Genomic DNA, 15,084 nt, shown 5'->3' with positions numbered 1-15,084 from the left:
AGTTTTAAATGTCACGACTAATCTGTTAAAAGAGTTTTGCAACTAAAAAAACCAGCTTGGTTCGGGGCGTATATACGCATTCTCCATAACTTGCAGACAAAACTATGAACACACAAACAACCCAGAGTGAATCCCTCACTGCGCCTCCCGCGGCACCGGGGAAGAAAAAGAACCGCCTGATAATGTTGTGCCTGCCAATTATTGTGGCTGTGCTGTTGCTGCTGGTGCCGACTCCTGCGGGATTGGAACCTTACGCATGGCACTTCTTCGCCATTTTTGTCGGGGTTATTGTGGGACTGATTTTCGAACCGCTGCCGGGCGCCGTTATCGGTTTAACCGGCGTGGTGGTGATTGCGCTGTTCAGCCAGTGGGTGCTGTTTAGCCCGGCAGAACTGGCGGATCCCAAGTTCAAAACCGCTGCGCAGTCGTTCAAATGGGCGGTAAGCGGCTTCGGCAACTCCACGGTCTGGCTGATCTTCGGTGCCTTTATGTTTGCCGCCGGCTACGATAAAACTCAGTTTGGTCGTCGCCTGGCGCTGATTCTGGTGAAGTATCTTGGCCGTCGCAGCCTGACGCTGGGTTACGCCATTACCTTCGCAGACCTGTTGCTGGCACCGTTTACGCCATCCAACACTGCGCGCAGTGGCGGTACCATCTATCCAATCATTGCTAACCTGCCGCCGCTGTACGGTTCAAAACCCAATGACCCAAGCGCGCGTAAGATTGGTTCTTACCTGATGTGGGTCGCCATCACCGCCGCCTGTATCACCAGTTCGATGTTCCTTTCTGCGCTGGCACCAAACCTGCTGGCGCTGGCGCTGGTAAAAAGCGTGGTGGGCTTTGATATCTCATGGGGCATGTGGTTCCTTGCCTTCCTGCCGCTGGGCGTGCTGCTGATTCTCACCATGCCGCTGCTGGCTTACTGGCTCTATCCGCCAGAAGTGAAGGTGAATGACGAAGTGCCGCGCTGGGCCACTGCTGAGCTGGCAAAACTCGGTAAATTGAAACGTAATGAAATCCTGCTGCTGGGCTTTGTGGTTGCGGCACTGATGATGTGGATCTTCGCCACCGCATGGATTGAACCGGCAATGGCCGCGCTGTTAGTCATCGTGCTTATGCTGTGGACCGGTGTACTAAACTGGAATGACATCACCAGCAATAAAGCCGCATGGAACACCTTTGCCTGGTTCGCCACGCTGGTTGCGCTGGCAGATGGTTTAGCGCGCGTCGGCTTCATCGCCTGGCTGGGTAAAGAAGGCGCGATGCTGCTGCACGGTTACGATCCTCAGGTTTCTGCCGTGGTGCTGTTAATCGCCTTCTACCTGCTGCATTACCTGTTCGCCAGTACCACCGCGCACACCACCGCGCTGCTGCCAGCCATGCTGACTATCGCCGCCTCAATCCCGGGCATCAACATGCCGGTATTCTGCTTAATGATGTGTGTTTCTCTGGGTGTGATGGGCATTATCACCCCGTACGGCACCGGCCCAAGCCCGATTTATTACGGTAGCGGCTATCTGCCAACCAAAGATTACTGGCGCCTGGGCACCATCTTCGGCGCGCTGTTCCTGGTTCTTCTGATGGTTGTCGCCTATCCATGGATGGTGATGATGTTCTGATGATGTTGCTTCGATGTTAAAAACGGAGCCGCGCATTACCGTGAAAATGTTATGATGCTCGCCAGTCAGCCCCTGCGGAGGGCTGGCGAGAGAAAATCGAATAACAGACTGCCTAATTTGTCGCCCGTCATGCTGGCGGGTAACACGAAGCTAAGTGAGCCAACATGTCGAACAAACCCTTCTATTATCAGAATCCCTTTCCTCTCGCCAAAGATGATACCGAATACTACCTGCTGAGCACGGATTACGTCTCGGTGGCCAACTTCGATGGCGAAGAAGTCCTGAAAGTCGATCCCAAAGCGCTGACGCTGCTGGCGAAGCAGGCATTCCACGATGCTTCCTTCATGCTGCGCGCCTCGCATCAGGCGCAGGTCGCGTCAATTCTTGCCGACGACGAAGCCAGCAAGAACGACAAATACGTTGCCCTGCAATTCCTGCGCAACTCTGAAATCGCCGCCAAAGGTGTGCTGCCAACCTGTCAGGATACCGGTACCGCTATCATCATGGGCAAAAAAGGCCAGCGCGTCTGGACCGGCGGCGGCGATGAAGCGGCGCTGTCGCAAGGCGTCTACAACACCTTTATTGAAGATAACCTGCGCTATTCACAGAATGCTGCGCTGGATATGTATAAAGAGGTGAATACCGGCACCAACCTGCCGGCGCAGATCGACCTGTACAGCGTTGATGGCGACGAATACAAATTCCTGTGCATTGCCAAAGGTGGCGGCTCCGCCAATAAAACCTATCTGTATCAGGAAACCAAAGCGCTGATTACCCCAGCTAAGCTGAAGAACTATCTGGTCGATAAGATGATGTCGCTGGGTACCGCCGCTTGCCCGCCCTACCACATCGCGTTTGTGATTGGCGGTACTTCAGCAGAAGCCACGCTAAAAACGGTCAAACTGGCCTCAACCCACTATTACGATTCGCTGCCGACCGAAGGTAATGAACACGGTCAGGCTTTCCGTGACATTCAGCTGGAAGAAGAACTGCTGAAAGCCTCGCAGGAGCTGGGCCTCGGCGCGCAGTTTGGCGGTAAATACTTTGCGCACGATATCCGCGTGGTGCGCCTGCCGCGTCATGGCGCATCCTGCCCGGTAGGTATGGGCGTATCTTGCTCTGCGGACCGTAACATCAAAGCTAAGATCAACCGTGAAGGTATCTGGATTGAGAAGATGGAAGACAATCCAGGCCGCTATATTCCGGAAGAATTGCGTCAGCAGGGCGAAGGCGAAGTGGTGCATGTCGATCTGAACCAGCCGATGGGTGAGATTCTGGCGCTGCTGTCGGCTTATCCGGTTTCAACGCGTTTGTCGCTGAACGGCACCATCATCGTGGCGCGTGATATTGCGCACGCCAAGCTGAAAGAGCGTATCGACAACGGCGAAGGTCTGCCGCAGTACATCAAAGATCATCCGGTCTATTACGCGGGTCCGGCGAAGACACCAGAAGGTTATGCCTCCGGTTCACTCGGCCCAACTACTGCAGGTCGTATGGATTCCTATGTTGATCTGCTGCAGGCCAACGGCGGCAGCATGGTGATGCTGGCGAAGGGCAACCGCAGCAAGCAGGTTACCGATGCGTGTCATAAACACGGCGGCTTCTACCTGGGCAGTATCGGCGGCCCGGCAGCGGTGCTGGCACAGCAGAGTATTAAGAGTCTGGAATGCGTGGAGTATGCCGAACTCGGCATGGAAGCGATCTGGAAAATTGAAGTGGAAAACTTCCCGGCGTTCATTCTGGTGGATGACAAAGGTAACGACTTCTTCCAGCAGATTCACAACAACTGTGCCGCCTGCGTGAAGTAATCCTCGCATCGCGCCACAAAAAAGCCGTTATCGTGTGATAGCGGCTTTTTTATTGCGATATTTCTGGCGAATTGGTCATCGAATAAGGTAGTGCAACACAGTTAAAAACGAAACTGACTCTCCAGTTGACGCAGCGTTTCCATTCGTTGCGCAGCCGCCGCTTCGCGTGCTTTAACTTCGATCAGCAAGTCAGCATCGTTCTGACCAATTACGTAGATCGCCTGACGACCCGGCAGGTTCACGGTAATAATATTTTGTTCCACAGCGTCCAGCAGATCGTCTTGCTGTTCAAGATAGTTGTACAACGTGTTCATGGGTTCTCCTTGAAAATAGGTGGACCATTCTGCCCAACCGCCCCCTTTAAACACCACAAGACATGGCTTAAACACGCCACTTCGATCAGAAGATTCTTGTGCCGTAATCTTATACTGCAGTCACGAGATGACGAGGAGATGAATCGGCAGCGGTATTGTTCCGCTGCCGTTATTAGTCAGAAGAAACCAAGCGGTTGCGTGCTGTAGCTCACCAGTAGGTTTTTAGTCTGCTGATAATGGTCGAGCATCATTTTGTGGGTTTCGCGGCCAATCCCCGATTTCTTATAGCCGCCAAACGCCGCATGTGCCGGATAGAGGTGATAACAGTTGGTCCACACGCGACCGGCTTTGATCGCGCGGCCCATGCGATAGGCGCGGTTGATATCGCGCGTCCAGACGCCGGCGCCAAGCCCGTAAATCGAGTCATTGGCGATAGCCAGCGCTTCCGCTTCATCTTTGAAGGTCAGCACGCCAACCACCGGGCCAAAGATCTCTTCCTGGAACACGCGCATGCTGTTATCGCCTTTCAACAGCGTTGGCTGGATGTAGTAGCCGCTGGCCAACTCCTCGCCCACTTTCTCGACGCCGCCGCCGTGCAGCACCTGCGCGCCCTCTTGCTGCGCAATCTCCAGATAGGAGAGAATTTTATCGAACTGCTGCTGCGACGCCTGCGCGCCAATCATGGTTTCGGTATCAAGCGGATCGCCACGTTTGATGGATTTGATACGCTTCATCACCGCCGCCATAAACGGCTCAAAGATTGATTCCTGCACCAGCGCGCGTGACGGACAGGTACAAACTTCACCCTGATTAAGGAAGCCCAGCACCACGCCTTCGGCCGCTTTCTCAATGAAACTCTCTTCGGCATCCATGATGTCTTCAAAGAAGATATTCGGCGATTTACCGCCCAGTTCAACGGTGGACGGAATCAGACTTTTCGCCGCCAGCTCCAGAATATGGCCGCCGGTGGCGGTGGAACCGGTAAAGGCGATTTTGGCGATGCCCGAATGTGACGCCAGCGCTTCGCCCGCCTCTTTACCGTAGCCGTGCACCACATTAATCACGCCCGGCGGCAACAGATCTTTGATCACTTCCATAAACAGCGTAATCGACAGCGGCGTTTGCTCGGCCGGTTTCAGCACCACGCAGTTGCCTGCGCCCAGTGCCGGTGCCAATTTCCATGCCGCCATCAGCAGCGGGAAGTTCCACGGAATAATTTGCCCGACCACACCCAGCGGTTCGTGGAAATGATAGGCAGCGGTGAACTCATCGATTTCAGCAGCGGTGCCTTCCTGCGCACGCACGCAACCAGCGAAATAGCGGAAGTGATCGACCGCCAGCGGCAGATCCGCTGCCAGCGTTTCACGCACCGGCTTGCCGTTATCCCAGGTTTCGTTGACCGCGATGTATTCCAGATTCTCTTCCAGCCGGTCGGCAATTTTCAGCAGCACCAGCGAGCGCGCCTGCGGTGAGGTTTTGCCCCACGCATCGGCAGCGGCCTGGGCGGCAGCCACGGCGTTATCGATATCGGCACGATCCGAGCGTGGGAACTCGCCAATGGTGGAAGCATTAATCGGTGAGGTGTTGACGAAGTAATTACCGTTCACCGGCGCAACAAATTCGCCGTTGATAAAGTTGCCATAACGCGATTGCAAAGTAATGAGAGAACCTTGTTCTCCCGGGGCAGCGTAACGCATGGTGTTTCTCCTTGCGGACAGAGTGGCTATTAACAACTATGAACCTGTTATTAACATTGAGCGATCAACGCCAGCCTGTCAGATCGCAGAAGGGGAAACTGTGACCGCATCGAAGGAAATGTGGCGTGCGTAAGCCGCTACAGATAATTCCGAGTTTTCCCGGTTATGCCGCAAAAAGCGGAACATGGCCGAAATATGTGGTCAATATGAAGCAGGATACTAACCAGGAGAAACAGATGTTGGCTTCAGCCCTGACGTTAATGCGCGCCAAAGCGAACTTTGTTCAGCAATTCATCCGTAACCCGCGCAAAATGGGCAGCATCACGCCCTCTTCCGCCGCGCTGTGCCGCACCATGTGCGATGCGGTGAATTGGGATAACAGCCTGCGTATCGCCGAACTCGGCGCCGGTGACGGCGTGCTCACACGCCACGTGCTGTCGCGTATGTCACCGCAAGCACAGCTTGATGTATTCGAAATCAGCCCGGAACTGGTGAAAAGCCTGCGGGGATTGCCCGATGCGCGTATGCAGGTGCGCGCCTGCTCGGCGGAATATCTTGCGGGGGAATATGATGTAATTTTCTCTGGCTTGCCGCTGCTGTCATTGCCGCCCGCCACGCGCGACAACATTCTCAGCGCGGTGCATGATGCGCTGGGTCCACGCGGCGTATTCGTGCAGTTTCAATACACCTCGTTCACTCAGCCAAATTTGTCACGCTACTTCACCTGGGAACGCCAGCGGGTGCTGAAAAACATGCCACCCGCGTGGGTTTATCGCTGCACGCGTAACTACGCGCCCTGAGCCTTTGCGCGCGGCTGCGGCTGCGTTTGCAGCCAGAAGCGGCGCAACAGTTCGCGCGACCAATCTTCCCCCACCAATTGCGTACCATCGTCACACACTCCCGCCGGTAAACAGGCGCTCATAATGTCGCGGGTAAATTCCGGATGGAACTGCACAGACAGCGCCTGCGGCGAATAACGCAAAATCTGACAGTCATCCTGCGCCGAACTCGCCAGCACCTGCGCATGCTGCGGCGGTGTTAACACCGATTGCCGATGCGATAACCACGCCTGAAATTCGCCTGGTAACGCAGCCAGCCACGGATCGTTGTGCGCCTGCGCGCTGCGCGTCAGCGGTTTCAGTCCACGCTCCCAGCCATGCGGGTTATCGCCCACTTTGCCACCCAGCGCATACGCCATCAATTGATGTCCGTAACAGACGCCAAGCAGCGGCAGATCCGCTTCCAGCGCGCCCCGAATCCAGGCGGCGGTGCGTTCGCTCCAGTCGGCGTGATCGGTAACCATCGCCCACGAACCACTGAGGATCGCGCCGCTGACGCGGTCAAAGGCCGGTAAATCATCACCCAGATGCGGACGCACAATCACATAGTCATCGGGCTGCAATTGCAGCGCGTCGATAAACCAGCGGGGTTGTTCACCAATTTGTGCCACAACCTGCGGCGGCGGGACTTCGAGTTGAATCAGAGCAAGAGGTAAAGCGCGGGTGTGTGTCATGCCGAATACGGTCCTCGTTATGGTCGCCTTTCGGACATCCACTTTGACAGTAAATCAACGACATGTCTTATTTTTTTCCTGCATAAGCTAATGCTTATGCGAAAAAAGTTTTGTCAGACATGTCCGAAGTCGACGGCTTCATGCCATCATTAGCCGGTGATAATCCTTGTTGATGCTTAAGGAAGACCTTGTGGCAGTGCGGCATTTTTTAATGGTTCTGATGGTGGTTTCCATCTGGGCTTTCAACAACGTGGCGGTGAAGTGGGGATTGCTGGAACTTCCGCCGCTGTTTCTCACCTGGATGCGCTTTGTAGTGGTAGCGGTTGTGCTGGTGCCGTTTTGCCGCATCACGCGCGCACAATTGCCGTGGCTGTTAACGCTGGCATTCACCTTCGGTTTTATGCATTTCTCGCTGCTGTTTGTCGGCATGCGCTACACCGATGCCGGCACCGGCGCCATCGTGGTTCAGCTCGGCACGCCGATTGCCATGCTGCTGGCGATGGTGATTTTGAAAGAGAAATTACGCCTGGTGCAACTGATCGGCATCGCCATTTCGCTGAGCGGCGTCGCGGTGCTGTCGGGCAGCCCGACTATTCCGGCCTGGTGGGTGCTGTGTATTCTGCTGTGCAGCGCGTTTGGCTGGGCAATCAGCAATATGATTGTGAAAAAATCACCGCCGATAAAACCGCTGACGCTGACCGGCTGGATCTCCTTCCTTGCGGTGCCGATTGTCGGTGCCGCTTCGTGGCTGACCGAATCCAATCAGTTTTACGCATTGAGCCATGCGGGCTGGCGCGGCTGGTTTGGTATTCTGTATAGCGCCCTCGCCTCGTCAATTGTGGCGTACACGCTGTGGTACGCGCTGCTGAAGAAGTACAACGTCAACCTGATCATGCCTTATTCGCTGCTGACACCGGTACTGGCGGTGTTGATGGGCGTTTTTGTCTTAGGTGACAGCATGAACAGCTTTAAGATTCTCGGCGCCTCATTGGTGGTGCTGGGCACCGCCATTGCGGTAATCAACCTGCGCAACCTGCGGATGCACGCGCGTTTCCCGCGCTTGCGCCGCCGTTAATCCGCTCTGCTATGCTTGAGTCTCGCGCGTTTTCCGGAGACTCAACATGGATTCTCAACGTGCTGCCGCACTGTGGCAGCAAATGTGGCAGGGATTGCGAGGCGCGGACCCGCTTCCCTCGCCTACTTTTCTCCAGCCCGACACCTTTTCTTCTGCCTTTGCGGTCAGTGAACTGGCGGCCACCAGCATTGGTCTTGCCAGCCAGGCGTTGAGCGATCTGCTCGGCCAGGCCGCGCCGGTCAGCATCAATGTTCGTCTCGCCTCGCGCTGGTTTCAGCACAGCCTGATTCCGCTTAATCGACCGCCTGCCGCGCTATGGGATGAATTTGCCGGTGATTACGCCAGCGCCGACGGCTGGATTCGTCTGCACACCAATGCGGCTCATCATCGTGCGGCGATGGAGCACGTGCTCGGCCAGCATGCCAATCGTGCCGCGCTGGCCGATGCGGTGGCACGCTGGCCCGCCGCGACGCTGGAACAGGCGGTGATTGATGCTGGCGGCTGCGCCGCGCAGATGCGTAGCGAAGCGCAATGGCTGCAACATCCGCAAGGCAGCGCCGTGCAGCAGGAAGCGTTGATTGCCCAACAGGCCACCGACGCTGCACCCGCGCCTGCCTGGTCGTTATCACCCGCGCGCCCGCTGCTCGGCGTGCGCGTGTTGGACCTCACGCGCATCATCGCCGGTCCGGTAGCGACGCGTTTTCTCGCCAGCCTCGGCGCGCAAGTGCTGCGTATCGATCCGCCCGACTGGCACGAACCAACGCTCGAAGAGGAGATCACCTGCGGCAAACGCTGTGCGCGGCTTGATATCAAATCCCGCGCGGGGCGTGAACAGCTGCGCCAGCTGTTGCAGCACAGCGATGTGCTGGTACACGGTTATCGCGCTGATGCGCTGGAAAAACTCGGGCTGGATGCTGAGACGCGCCGCAAACTCGCGCCGGGCTTAGTGGATGTCAGCCTCAATGCGTGGGGCTGGAGCGGGCCGTGGCGCAACCGGCGCGGCTTCGACAGCCTGGTGCAGATGGGCTGCGGCATCGCCGAACAAGGCATGCGCTGGAGCGGCAATAACCAGCCAACGCCGCTGCCGGTGCAGGCGCTCGATCACGCCACTGGCTATCTGATGGCTGCGGCGGTGCTGGAAGGTTTACGTCAGCGGTTGATCAATGGCGTTGGCTGGCAGGCGCGCCTCTCGCTGGCACGCACTGCGCGGCTATTACAGCAGTTCGGTGCCGCGCCGGAGAATGTGCAAAACGGTATTCACGCGCAGCACGATGACGCGTTGAGCGCGATAGAGATTAATCAGTGGGGAATTGCCGAGAGATTGCGTGCCGCAGCGTATTTGCCCGGCACGCCAATGATCTGCGCGACGCCGGGCGTCAAGCTCGGCCGCAGCGCAGCCAGCTGGTGACGATTAGGCCTCGTCGCCCTGCTCTTCGTTCAGCTCGTCGTACATCGCCTGAATCGCCTCACGGCTCAGCGCCGCCAGCGTGCGATAAAATGCGGTGGTCGCGTGCGCTTCCACTTTGCCGAGGAACGCGCCGCACCACGGCAGCAGATACTCGTCAAACAGCGCCAGCTGCGCGGCGGATTCATCTTCCGCTGACTGATCTTCCAGCCACGATGCTGCCAGCAGCAACACGCCAAAGTGATCGGCGGGCGCTTCGCTCAGCGGCATGCCGCGCGCGCTGAGAAACGCACGCACGTCTGCTTCAGCAACCCCGTTCGGCCATTGGGATGCGTACGGCGGCACGCTGCAGTCGCTGCCAACAAACAGCGCGTTGTAGTCGGCGGCCAGCGCCTGCGGATCGCTATTCTGCTGCAGGCGCGTCAACAGTTCATCCTGCTCCAGCGGCCACTGCTGTTGCAGTTTGCCTTCACGCAGCAGAGTGAACAGTGGCACCAGCAGCGGATCCTGCGGCTGGCGATTAAACAGCGAGCCGATGACGCGGCAGAGAATGGAAAACTCATTCATGCAACAGAATTCCTTGAGGCAAAAAAGTTAAAAATCAGCAAATTCGGCAATCGTTTTACCGGTGCGCTGTTCGAGGAAATCGAGCAGGCGACGCGGCGTGACATTTAACACGCGATCTTCAGGAAAATCCACTTCGCTGGTGATGCGCAGGCAGTGTTCGAAATTTCCCAGCGTAAACGCCGTATGCGAATCGGAGCCAAATGCCAGTTTCCCCCCCGCATCGCGCACCGCTTCGGCAATGGCGCGACAGTTCGGTTCGCTGCCGAGGCGCGAATGGGTAAAGGAGGAGTTGTTGATCTCCAGCGCCACATCATAATGCGCGGCGGCTTCGGCTATTGCGCGGATATCCACCGGGAATTTCGGGTTGCCCGGATGCGAAATGATATGCACCAAACCGCCCGCCATCGCCGCAATCATCGCTTCGGTGTGATGCTTTTTATCACGCGGTGCATAAACCGGTTCGTGGAAGCCCGCGACGATCAGATCCAGCGCATCCAGCATCGGGCCGCTGCAATCGATCTCGCCCTGCTGATTTTTGATGTTGGCTTCAATACCGCGCAGCACGCCAACGCCATCAATCACCCGCGGCCAAATGCGCATGTTGACGAAGTGCCAATAGTGCGGCGCATCAGCCATGTCCGGGCCGTGATCGGTAATCGCGAACAGCTTCAAACCATTCTGTTTCGCCTGCGCCACATAATCATGCAGCGTGCTGTAAGCATGCGTGCTGGCAACGGTATGCATATGTAAATCAACGGGATACATCTTCATCTCCTGACCCAATGTGAATTAATAACCGCGCTGGCGATCGACCAAACCACCCGGCTGTTGACCTTGCTCCAGAGCAAGTATGGCATCCGCAATGTAATCCATCGCCTCGGCTGGCAAGGTAATCGCTGCAGTATGTGGCGTGATTGTGACATGCGGATGAGACCACAACGGATGCTGCGGCGGCAGCGGCTCGGTCTGGAACACATCCAGCGCGGCGGCGGCCAGTTGACCGCTGTTCAACGCTGCCAGCAGATCGGCTTCCACCACATGCGCACCGCGCGCCAGATTAAGGAAGCTGGCACCGCGCGGCAACGCGCTGAGCAGTTGGCTATCGATGAGGTTGGTGGTTTCCGGCGTGGTAGGCAGCAGATCGATCAGCACCTGCGTGCCATCAAGGAAGGCATTGAGCTGATCGCGGCCATGGAAGCTTTGCACGCCGTCGATGTGCTTCGGCGAACGGCTCCAGCTGCGTAACGGGAAGCCCCATTGACGCAAACTTTCCAGCACGCTACGGCCTAACACGCCCGCGCCGAGCACGCCAATGGTGAAATTTTCGCGATCGACACCATCCAGCTCCTGCCAGTTCGCCTGCTGCTGCAGTTGACGATACTCCGCGAAACGGCGGAACCAGCCCAGCACGCACCAGTTGGCGTATTCCTGCATCTGGCGCGCCATGCCGGTATCTTCCAGACGGAATAATGGCACATTGTCAGCCAACATTTGTGGGTTGTCACGCAGCTGCTTGAGGATTTCGTCCACGCCCGCGCCCATAGCAAACACGCCTTTCAGCTGACGGCCCGCCAGCATCTCAACCGGCGGCGAACGCACCACCGCATAATCGGCCGGTGCATTGTCGCCCGGCTGCCAGTAACGCACGCGTGCCTCAGGTAAACGCTGACGCAAACCGTCCAGCCAGCCCTGCGGTGCCAGCGACGGGTGATACCAGATAATCTCCATTCGACTCTCCTTTTTTTGCTTCAGCCTCAGGCAAATAACCGAACAGGGCAAGCAAAAACCTTAGCCTTGATGCAATTTCTCGCGTGATTAATTCCGGGCGCTTCACATTTCCACCGCTGTACAAGGCTAAGCGGTGCGATTGCGACTAAAGTTGTTCGAGTGGTCAATGCGTTAGCACACCACCTTTTCGGACAAGGAGAAAAACCGATGATAAAAAATGCCGTATTCACGCCCGCGCGTCTGACCTTTTTACTCAGCGCCGCGTTGCTGGCCGCTGCCAGCGCCGCGCACGCCGATGACCAAAGCCGCATGCTCAGCAACCAGCCGCAGCCGCCAGATGTGCGTCTGGGACCGCTTTTCAATGCGGTGCAGCAGGCGAAATTTTATCCGGACCAGAAAACCTTCGCCGACGCGGTGCCGAAATCCAATCCCTCATCGATTCTGGCCGACTGGCAGATGCAGAAAAACCAGCGCAACTTCGATCTCAAGCATTTTGTCGACAGCAATTTTACGCTGCCAAAAGAGGGAGACAAATATGTGCCGCCCGCCGGGCAAAGCCTGCGCGAGCACATCAACGGTTTGTGGCCGGTGCTGACACGTACCGCGCAAAGTGCCAGCCAGTATGATTCGCTGCTGCCGCTGCCAAAACCTTATGTGGTGCCGGGCGGCCGGTTCCGCGAAGTCTATTACTGGGACAGCTACTTCACCATGCTCGGCCTGGCGGAGAGCGGTCACTGGGATCGCGTGCAGGATATGGTGGATAACTTCGCCACCGAACTCGATAAATATGGCCATATTCCCAACGGTAACCGCAGCTACTATCTTAGCCGCTCGCAGCCGCCGTTCTTTAGCCTGATGGTTGACCTGCTGGCAACGCACAAAGGTGACGATGTCTATCGCCAATACCTGCCGCAGCTGCAGAAAGAGTACGATTACTGGATGGCAGACAGCGACAAAGTGGCAGCCGGCCAGGCCAGCAAACGCGTGATCAAACTCAGCGACGGTACGCTGCTTAACCGTTACTGGGACGATCGTGATGCGCCGCGTACCGAATCCTGGCTTGATGACGTCAACACCGCGAATAAAGCGCCGGAGCGTAATAAGCAGCAGGTTTATCGCGATTTGCGTGCAGGCGCGGCATCAGGCTGGGATTTCAGTTCGCGCTGGTTCACTGATGCGCACAATCTGGCGTCGATTCGTACCACGCAACTGGCGCCGGTCGATCTCAACAGCCTGATTTTCCACCTCGAACAGACATTGTCTAAAGCGTCCAAACTGGATAAGCAGGATGACAAAGCCAAACAGTTCGCGGCGGATGCCGAAAAACGTCAGGCGGCGATCAATCGCTATCTTTGGGATGACAAAAAAGGCTGGTACGCCGATTACGATTTCCAGAAGAAGCAGGTTCATTCGCAGCTGACCGCCGCCACGCTGTTCCCGCTCTATATGCAGGTGGCGAGCGATAAGCAAGCTGAGCGCACCGCTTCCGCTGTTGAAAAACAGCTACTGAAACCGGGCGGTCTGGTGACCACCACGGTGAATAACGGCCAGCAATGGGATGCGCCAAACGGCTGGGCGCCGCTGCAATGGGTGGCGGTGGAAGGTCTTGAGCATTACAAACAGCCGAAACTGGCGCAGCAGATTGGTCAGCGCTTCCTGCAGAACGTGCAGGCCACCTACGACAAGGAGCATAAGCTGGTCGAGAAATATGTGGTTGAAGGCGCGCAGTTGGGTGGCGGTGGCGGCGGCGAATATCCGCTGCAGGATGGCTTCGGCTGGACCAACGGCGTGACGCTGAAGCTGCTGGATAATTACTGTCCGAAAGACAAAACCTGTAATAACGCCGGCGATATCCCGAATATGCCGGTTTTGAGTAGCGCGAAGTAACGTTTTTCCTGGTCAATACGTAGCCGTCGCAGGGTCGCCATTTATGGCGTAATGCCGATCAGTTAAGCCCGAAATGATCGGTTGAACGATCCTCCAGTTCTGCAAAAATCCGTAATCTCACAGGAATTACGGATTTTTTTATGTTACTCAGTCAGGCTCTCGATGCCGTTCTTAACTTTACGCCCAAAGAGTTCTCCGCGCTCTCCGATCTGCTCTCGCCTGAACTCATCGACGAATGCCTGGCTGATACTGGTATCGTGACCGTGCGAAAACGCCGTCTTCCAATGGAGATGATGGTCTGGGCCGTTACCGGCATGGCCCTGTTCCGCTCGCTTTCCATGAACCAGATTGTTTCTCATCTGGATATCGTTTTGCCGGGCAAGCGCCCATTCGTCGCGACCAGCGCGGTTGTGCAGGCGCGTCAGCGGCTCGGAGAAGACGTGGTCCGCCGGGTCTTTGAAAAGTCACGCCAGCTCTGGTTTGATAAAACACCGCTGTCACACTGGAACGGCCTGACACTGCTGGCGGTCGACGGCACGCTGTGGCGGGCCCCCGATACGCCGGAAAACGATAAGGCCTTTGGGCGGACGGCAAATGCACACAGTCAGTCTGACTGGCCTCAGCTGCGCATGGTCTGCCAGATGGAGCTGACAAGCCATCTCTTATCGGGCGTGAGCTTTGGCAGCGTGACCGAAACCAGCGAGGTTGATCTTGCGGCACAACTGGTGGGACAGACGCCGGATCACTCGCTAACGATCCTGGATAAAGGCTTCTATGCGCCCGGCTTCCTGCATTACTGGCAGACCTCGGGGGTGGAAAGACACTGGATGCTACCTCTGCGCAACGATGCAAAATACCGTGTTCTGCAAAAACAGGGCTCAGGCAGCGAGCTGATAGAACTGGACCTGTCGTGGCAGGCGCGTAAAAAATGGAAAGATGTGCCGGAAACGCTGACGGCGCGACTGATAAGCAAAAAGGTTAACGGGAGAGTGGTGAAAATCCTGACGTCAATGTGCGATCCATTGCGATATCCGGGAGGGGATATCGTTGATCTTTATGGACATCGCTGGGAAATAGAACATGGCTTCCGGGAGATGAAGCAGCATCTGTTGAACAACGAGCTCACGCTGAGAAGCAAAACACCGGAACTGGTGAAGCAGGAGTTATGGGGCGTTGCGCTGGCGTATAACCTGCTGCGTTTTATGATGGCGCAGATGGCCTATAGCCTGAAAAACGTGGAGCCTTATCAGCTGGGGTTTAAGCAGGCGGCACTGTACCTGACAGGTCAACTGAGACTCCTGCCTGCGGTAGCGCCGGGAAAAATTCCGAGAATAATAGATGAAATAATGGCGATGGCGGGAAGCTTCGTGCTGCCAACCCGGCGGACGAGACATTATCCGCGAGCGGTGAAAAAGAAGCCGAAACGCTATGCGTTCCGGCATGATTAAGTCTTAACTGACGAGCATTACGC

The 15,084-nt window shown here is 56.6% G+C and carries 13 protein-coding genes; 7 read left to right on the top strand and 6 right to left on the bottom strand.

Annotated features, from left to right (window positions below; all coding sequences use genetic code 11):
• Positions 1-104: 104 nt before the first annotated feature.
• Both AC6I8A_RS08250 and fumA read left to right on the top strand, forming a co-directional pair.
• Positions 105-1,619 carry an anion permease gene (locus AC6I8A_RS08250; RefSeq protein WP_176970251.1) on the top strand — a complete coding sequence of 505 codons (1,515 nt, stop codon included), beginning with the start codon at positions 105-107 and terminating at the stop codon, positions 1,617-1,619.
• A gap of 164 nt (positions 1,620-1,783) precedes the next feature.
• Positions 1,784-3,427, top strand: a complete 1,644-nt coding sequence (gene fumA / locus AC6I8A_RS08245) for a class I fumarate hydratase FumA (protein ID WP_497818295.1) — start codon at positions 1,784-1,786, stop codon at positions 3,425-3,427.
• Positions 3,428-3,528: 101 nt separating this feature from the next.
• Here fumA and AC6I8A_RS08240 read toward each other — a convergent pair whose 3' ends face one another.
• Together AC6I8A_RS08240 and exaC are read right to left on the bottom strand one after the other, a co-directional pair.
• Complete coding sequence (locus tag AC6I8A_RS08240) at positions 3,529-3,741, bottom strand: hypothetical protein (protein ID WP_265297047.1); 213 nt, start codon at positions 3,739-3,741, stop codon at positions 3,529-3,531.
• 176 nt (positions 3,742-3,917) lie between these two features.
• On the bottom strand, positions 3,918-5,438 hold the full coding sequence (gene exaC, locus AC6I8A_RS08235; protein WP_256696249.1) for an acetaldehyde dehydrogenase ExaC: 1,521 nt from the start codon (positions 5,436-5,438) through the stop codon (positions 3,918-3,920).
• A gap of 236 nt (positions 5,439-5,674) precedes the next feature.
• Between exaC and AC6I8A_RS08230 the strand changes: the two genes are divergently transcribed.
• A complete protein-coding gene (locus AC6I8A_RS08230) occupies positions 5,675-6,238 on the top strand; it encodes a class I SAM-dependent methyltransferase (protein ID WP_061716776.1) in 564 nt (187 codons plus the stop codon).
• Here the strand turns inward: AC6I8A_RS08230 and AC6I8A_RS08225 are convergent.
• Positions 6,226-6,951 (bottom strand): glutamine amidotransferase, encoded by a 726-nt coding sequence (locus AC6I8A_RS08225; protein ID WP_497818294.1) that lies wholly within the window; start codon positions 6,949-6,951, stop codon positions 6,226-6,228. The two genes, AC6I8A_RS08230 and AC6I8A_RS08225, sit on opposite strands and share 13 nt — an antisense overlap.
• A 190-nt stretch (positions 6,952-7,141) precedes the next feature.
• On the opposite strand from AC6I8A_RS08225, the gene AC6I8A_RS08220 reads away from it, so the two are divergent.
• The gene (locus tag AC6I8A_RS08220; protein WP_256696247.1) at positions 7,142-8,026 is read left to right on the top strand and encodes a DMT family transporter; all 885 of its coding nucleotides are present in this window, start codon (positions 7,142-7,144) and stop codon (positions 8,024-8,026) included.
• A 46-nt stretch (positions 8,027-8,072) separates the two neighbouring features.
• Entirely contained in the window at positions 8,073-9,434 is a 1,362-nt protein-coding gene (locus AC6I8A_RS08215) for a CoA transferase (protein ID WP_293798179.1), read from the top strand.
• A 3-nt stretch (positions 9,435-9,437) separates the two neighbouring features.
• On the opposite strand, the gene AC6I8A_RS08210 is transcribed toward AC6I8A_RS08215, so the two are convergent.
• The 3 genes from AC6I8A_RS08210 to ghrA are packed head-to-tail and all read right to left on the bottom strand — an operon-like array spanning position 9,438 to position 11,726.
• Positions 9,438-9,998: a TorD/DmsD family molecular chaperone gene (locus tag AC6I8A_RS08210; protein WP_008102748.1), complete on the bottom strand. Its 561-nt coding sequence runs from the start codon at positions 9,996-9,998 to the stop codon at positions 9,438-9,440.
• A 27-nt stretch (positions 9,999-10,025) separates the two neighbouring features.
• Positions 10,026-10,763: a phosphatase gene (locus tag AC6I8A_RS08205; RefSeq protein ID WP_256696244.1), complete on the bottom strand. Its 738-nt coding sequence runs from the start codon at positions 10,761-10,763 to the stop codon at positions 10,026-10,028.
• Between the two features lie 24 nt (positions 10,764-10,787).
• A complete protein-coding gene (ghrA, locus tag AC6I8A_RS08200) occupies positions 10,788-11,726 on the bottom strand; it encodes a glyoxylate/hydroxypyruvate reductase GhrA (RefSeq protein WP_497818293.1) in 939 nt (312 codons plus the stop codon).
• 207 nt (positions 11,727-11,933) lie between these two features.
• On the opposite strand from ghrA, the gene treA reads away from it, so the two are divergent.
• A complete protein-coding gene (gene treA, locus AC6I8A_RS08195) occupies positions 11,934-13,613 on the top strand; it encodes an alpha,alpha-trehalase TreA (protein ID WP_497818292.1) in 1,680 nt (559 codons plus the stop codon).
• Positions 13,614-13,753: 140 nt separating this feature from the next.
• Positions 13,754-15,061 carry an IS4 family transposase gene (locus AC6I8A_RS08190; RefSeq protein ID WP_265303508.1) on the top strand — a complete coding sequence of 436 codons (1,308 nt, stop codon included), beginning with the start codon at positions 13,754-13,756 and terminating at the stop codon, positions 15,059-15,061.
• Positions 15,062-15,084 lie beyond the last annotated feature (23 nt).

It is taken from the genome of Pantoea sp. X-Soil-ISGK-275, assembly GCF_059730795.1.
This window is presented reverse-complemented; position numbering and strand designations above follow the sequence as displayed.

Coding starts and splice junctions, on each gene's coding strand:
- AC6I8A_RS08225 (WP_497818294.1), bottom strand. CDS start 6,951: ATGACACACACCCGCGCTTTACCTCTTGCTCTGATTCAACTCGAAGTC.
- ghrA (WP_497818293.1), bottom strand. CDS start 11,726: ATGGAGATTATCTGGTATCACCCGTCGCTGGCACCGCAGGGCTGGCTG.
- AC6I8A_RS08240 (WP_265297047.1), bottom strand. CDS start 3,741: ATGAACACGTTGTACAACTATCTTGAACAGCAAGACGATCTGCTGGAC.
- AC6I8A_RS08210 (WP_008102748.1), bottom strand. CDS start 9,998: ATGAATGAGTTTTCCATTCTCTGCCGCGTCATCGGCTCGCTGTTTAAT.
- treA (WP_497818292.1), top strand. CDS start 11,934: ATGATAAAAAATGCCGTATTCACGCCCGCGCGTCTGACCTTTTTACTC.
- AC6I8A_RS08190 (WP_265303508.1), top strand. CDS start 13,754: ATGTTACTCAGTCAGGCTCTCGATGCCGTTCTTAACTTTACGCCCAAA.
- exaC (WP_256696249.1), bottom strand. CDS start 5,438: ATGCGTTACGCTGCCCCGGGAGAACAAGGTTCTCTCATTACTTTGCAA.
- AC6I8A_RS08250 (WP_176970251.1), top strand. CDS start 105: ATGAACACACAAACAACCCAGAGTGAATCCCTCACTGCGCCTCCCGCG.
- AC6I8A_RS08215 (WP_293798179.1), top strand. CDS start 8,073: ATGGATTCTCAACGTGCTGCCGCACTGTGGCAGCAAATGTGGCAGGGA.
- fumA (WP_497818295.1), top strand. CDS start 1,784: ATGTCGAACAAACCCTTCTATTATCAGAATCCCTTTCCTCTCGCCAAA.
- AC6I8A_RS08205 (WP_256696244.1), bottom strand. CDS start 10,763: ATGTATCCCGTTGATTTACATATGCATACCGTTGCCAGCACGCATGCT.
- AC6I8A_RS08230 (WP_061716776.1), top strand. CDS start 5,675: ATGTTGGCTTCAGCCCTGACGTTAATGCGCGCCAAAGCGAACTTTGTT.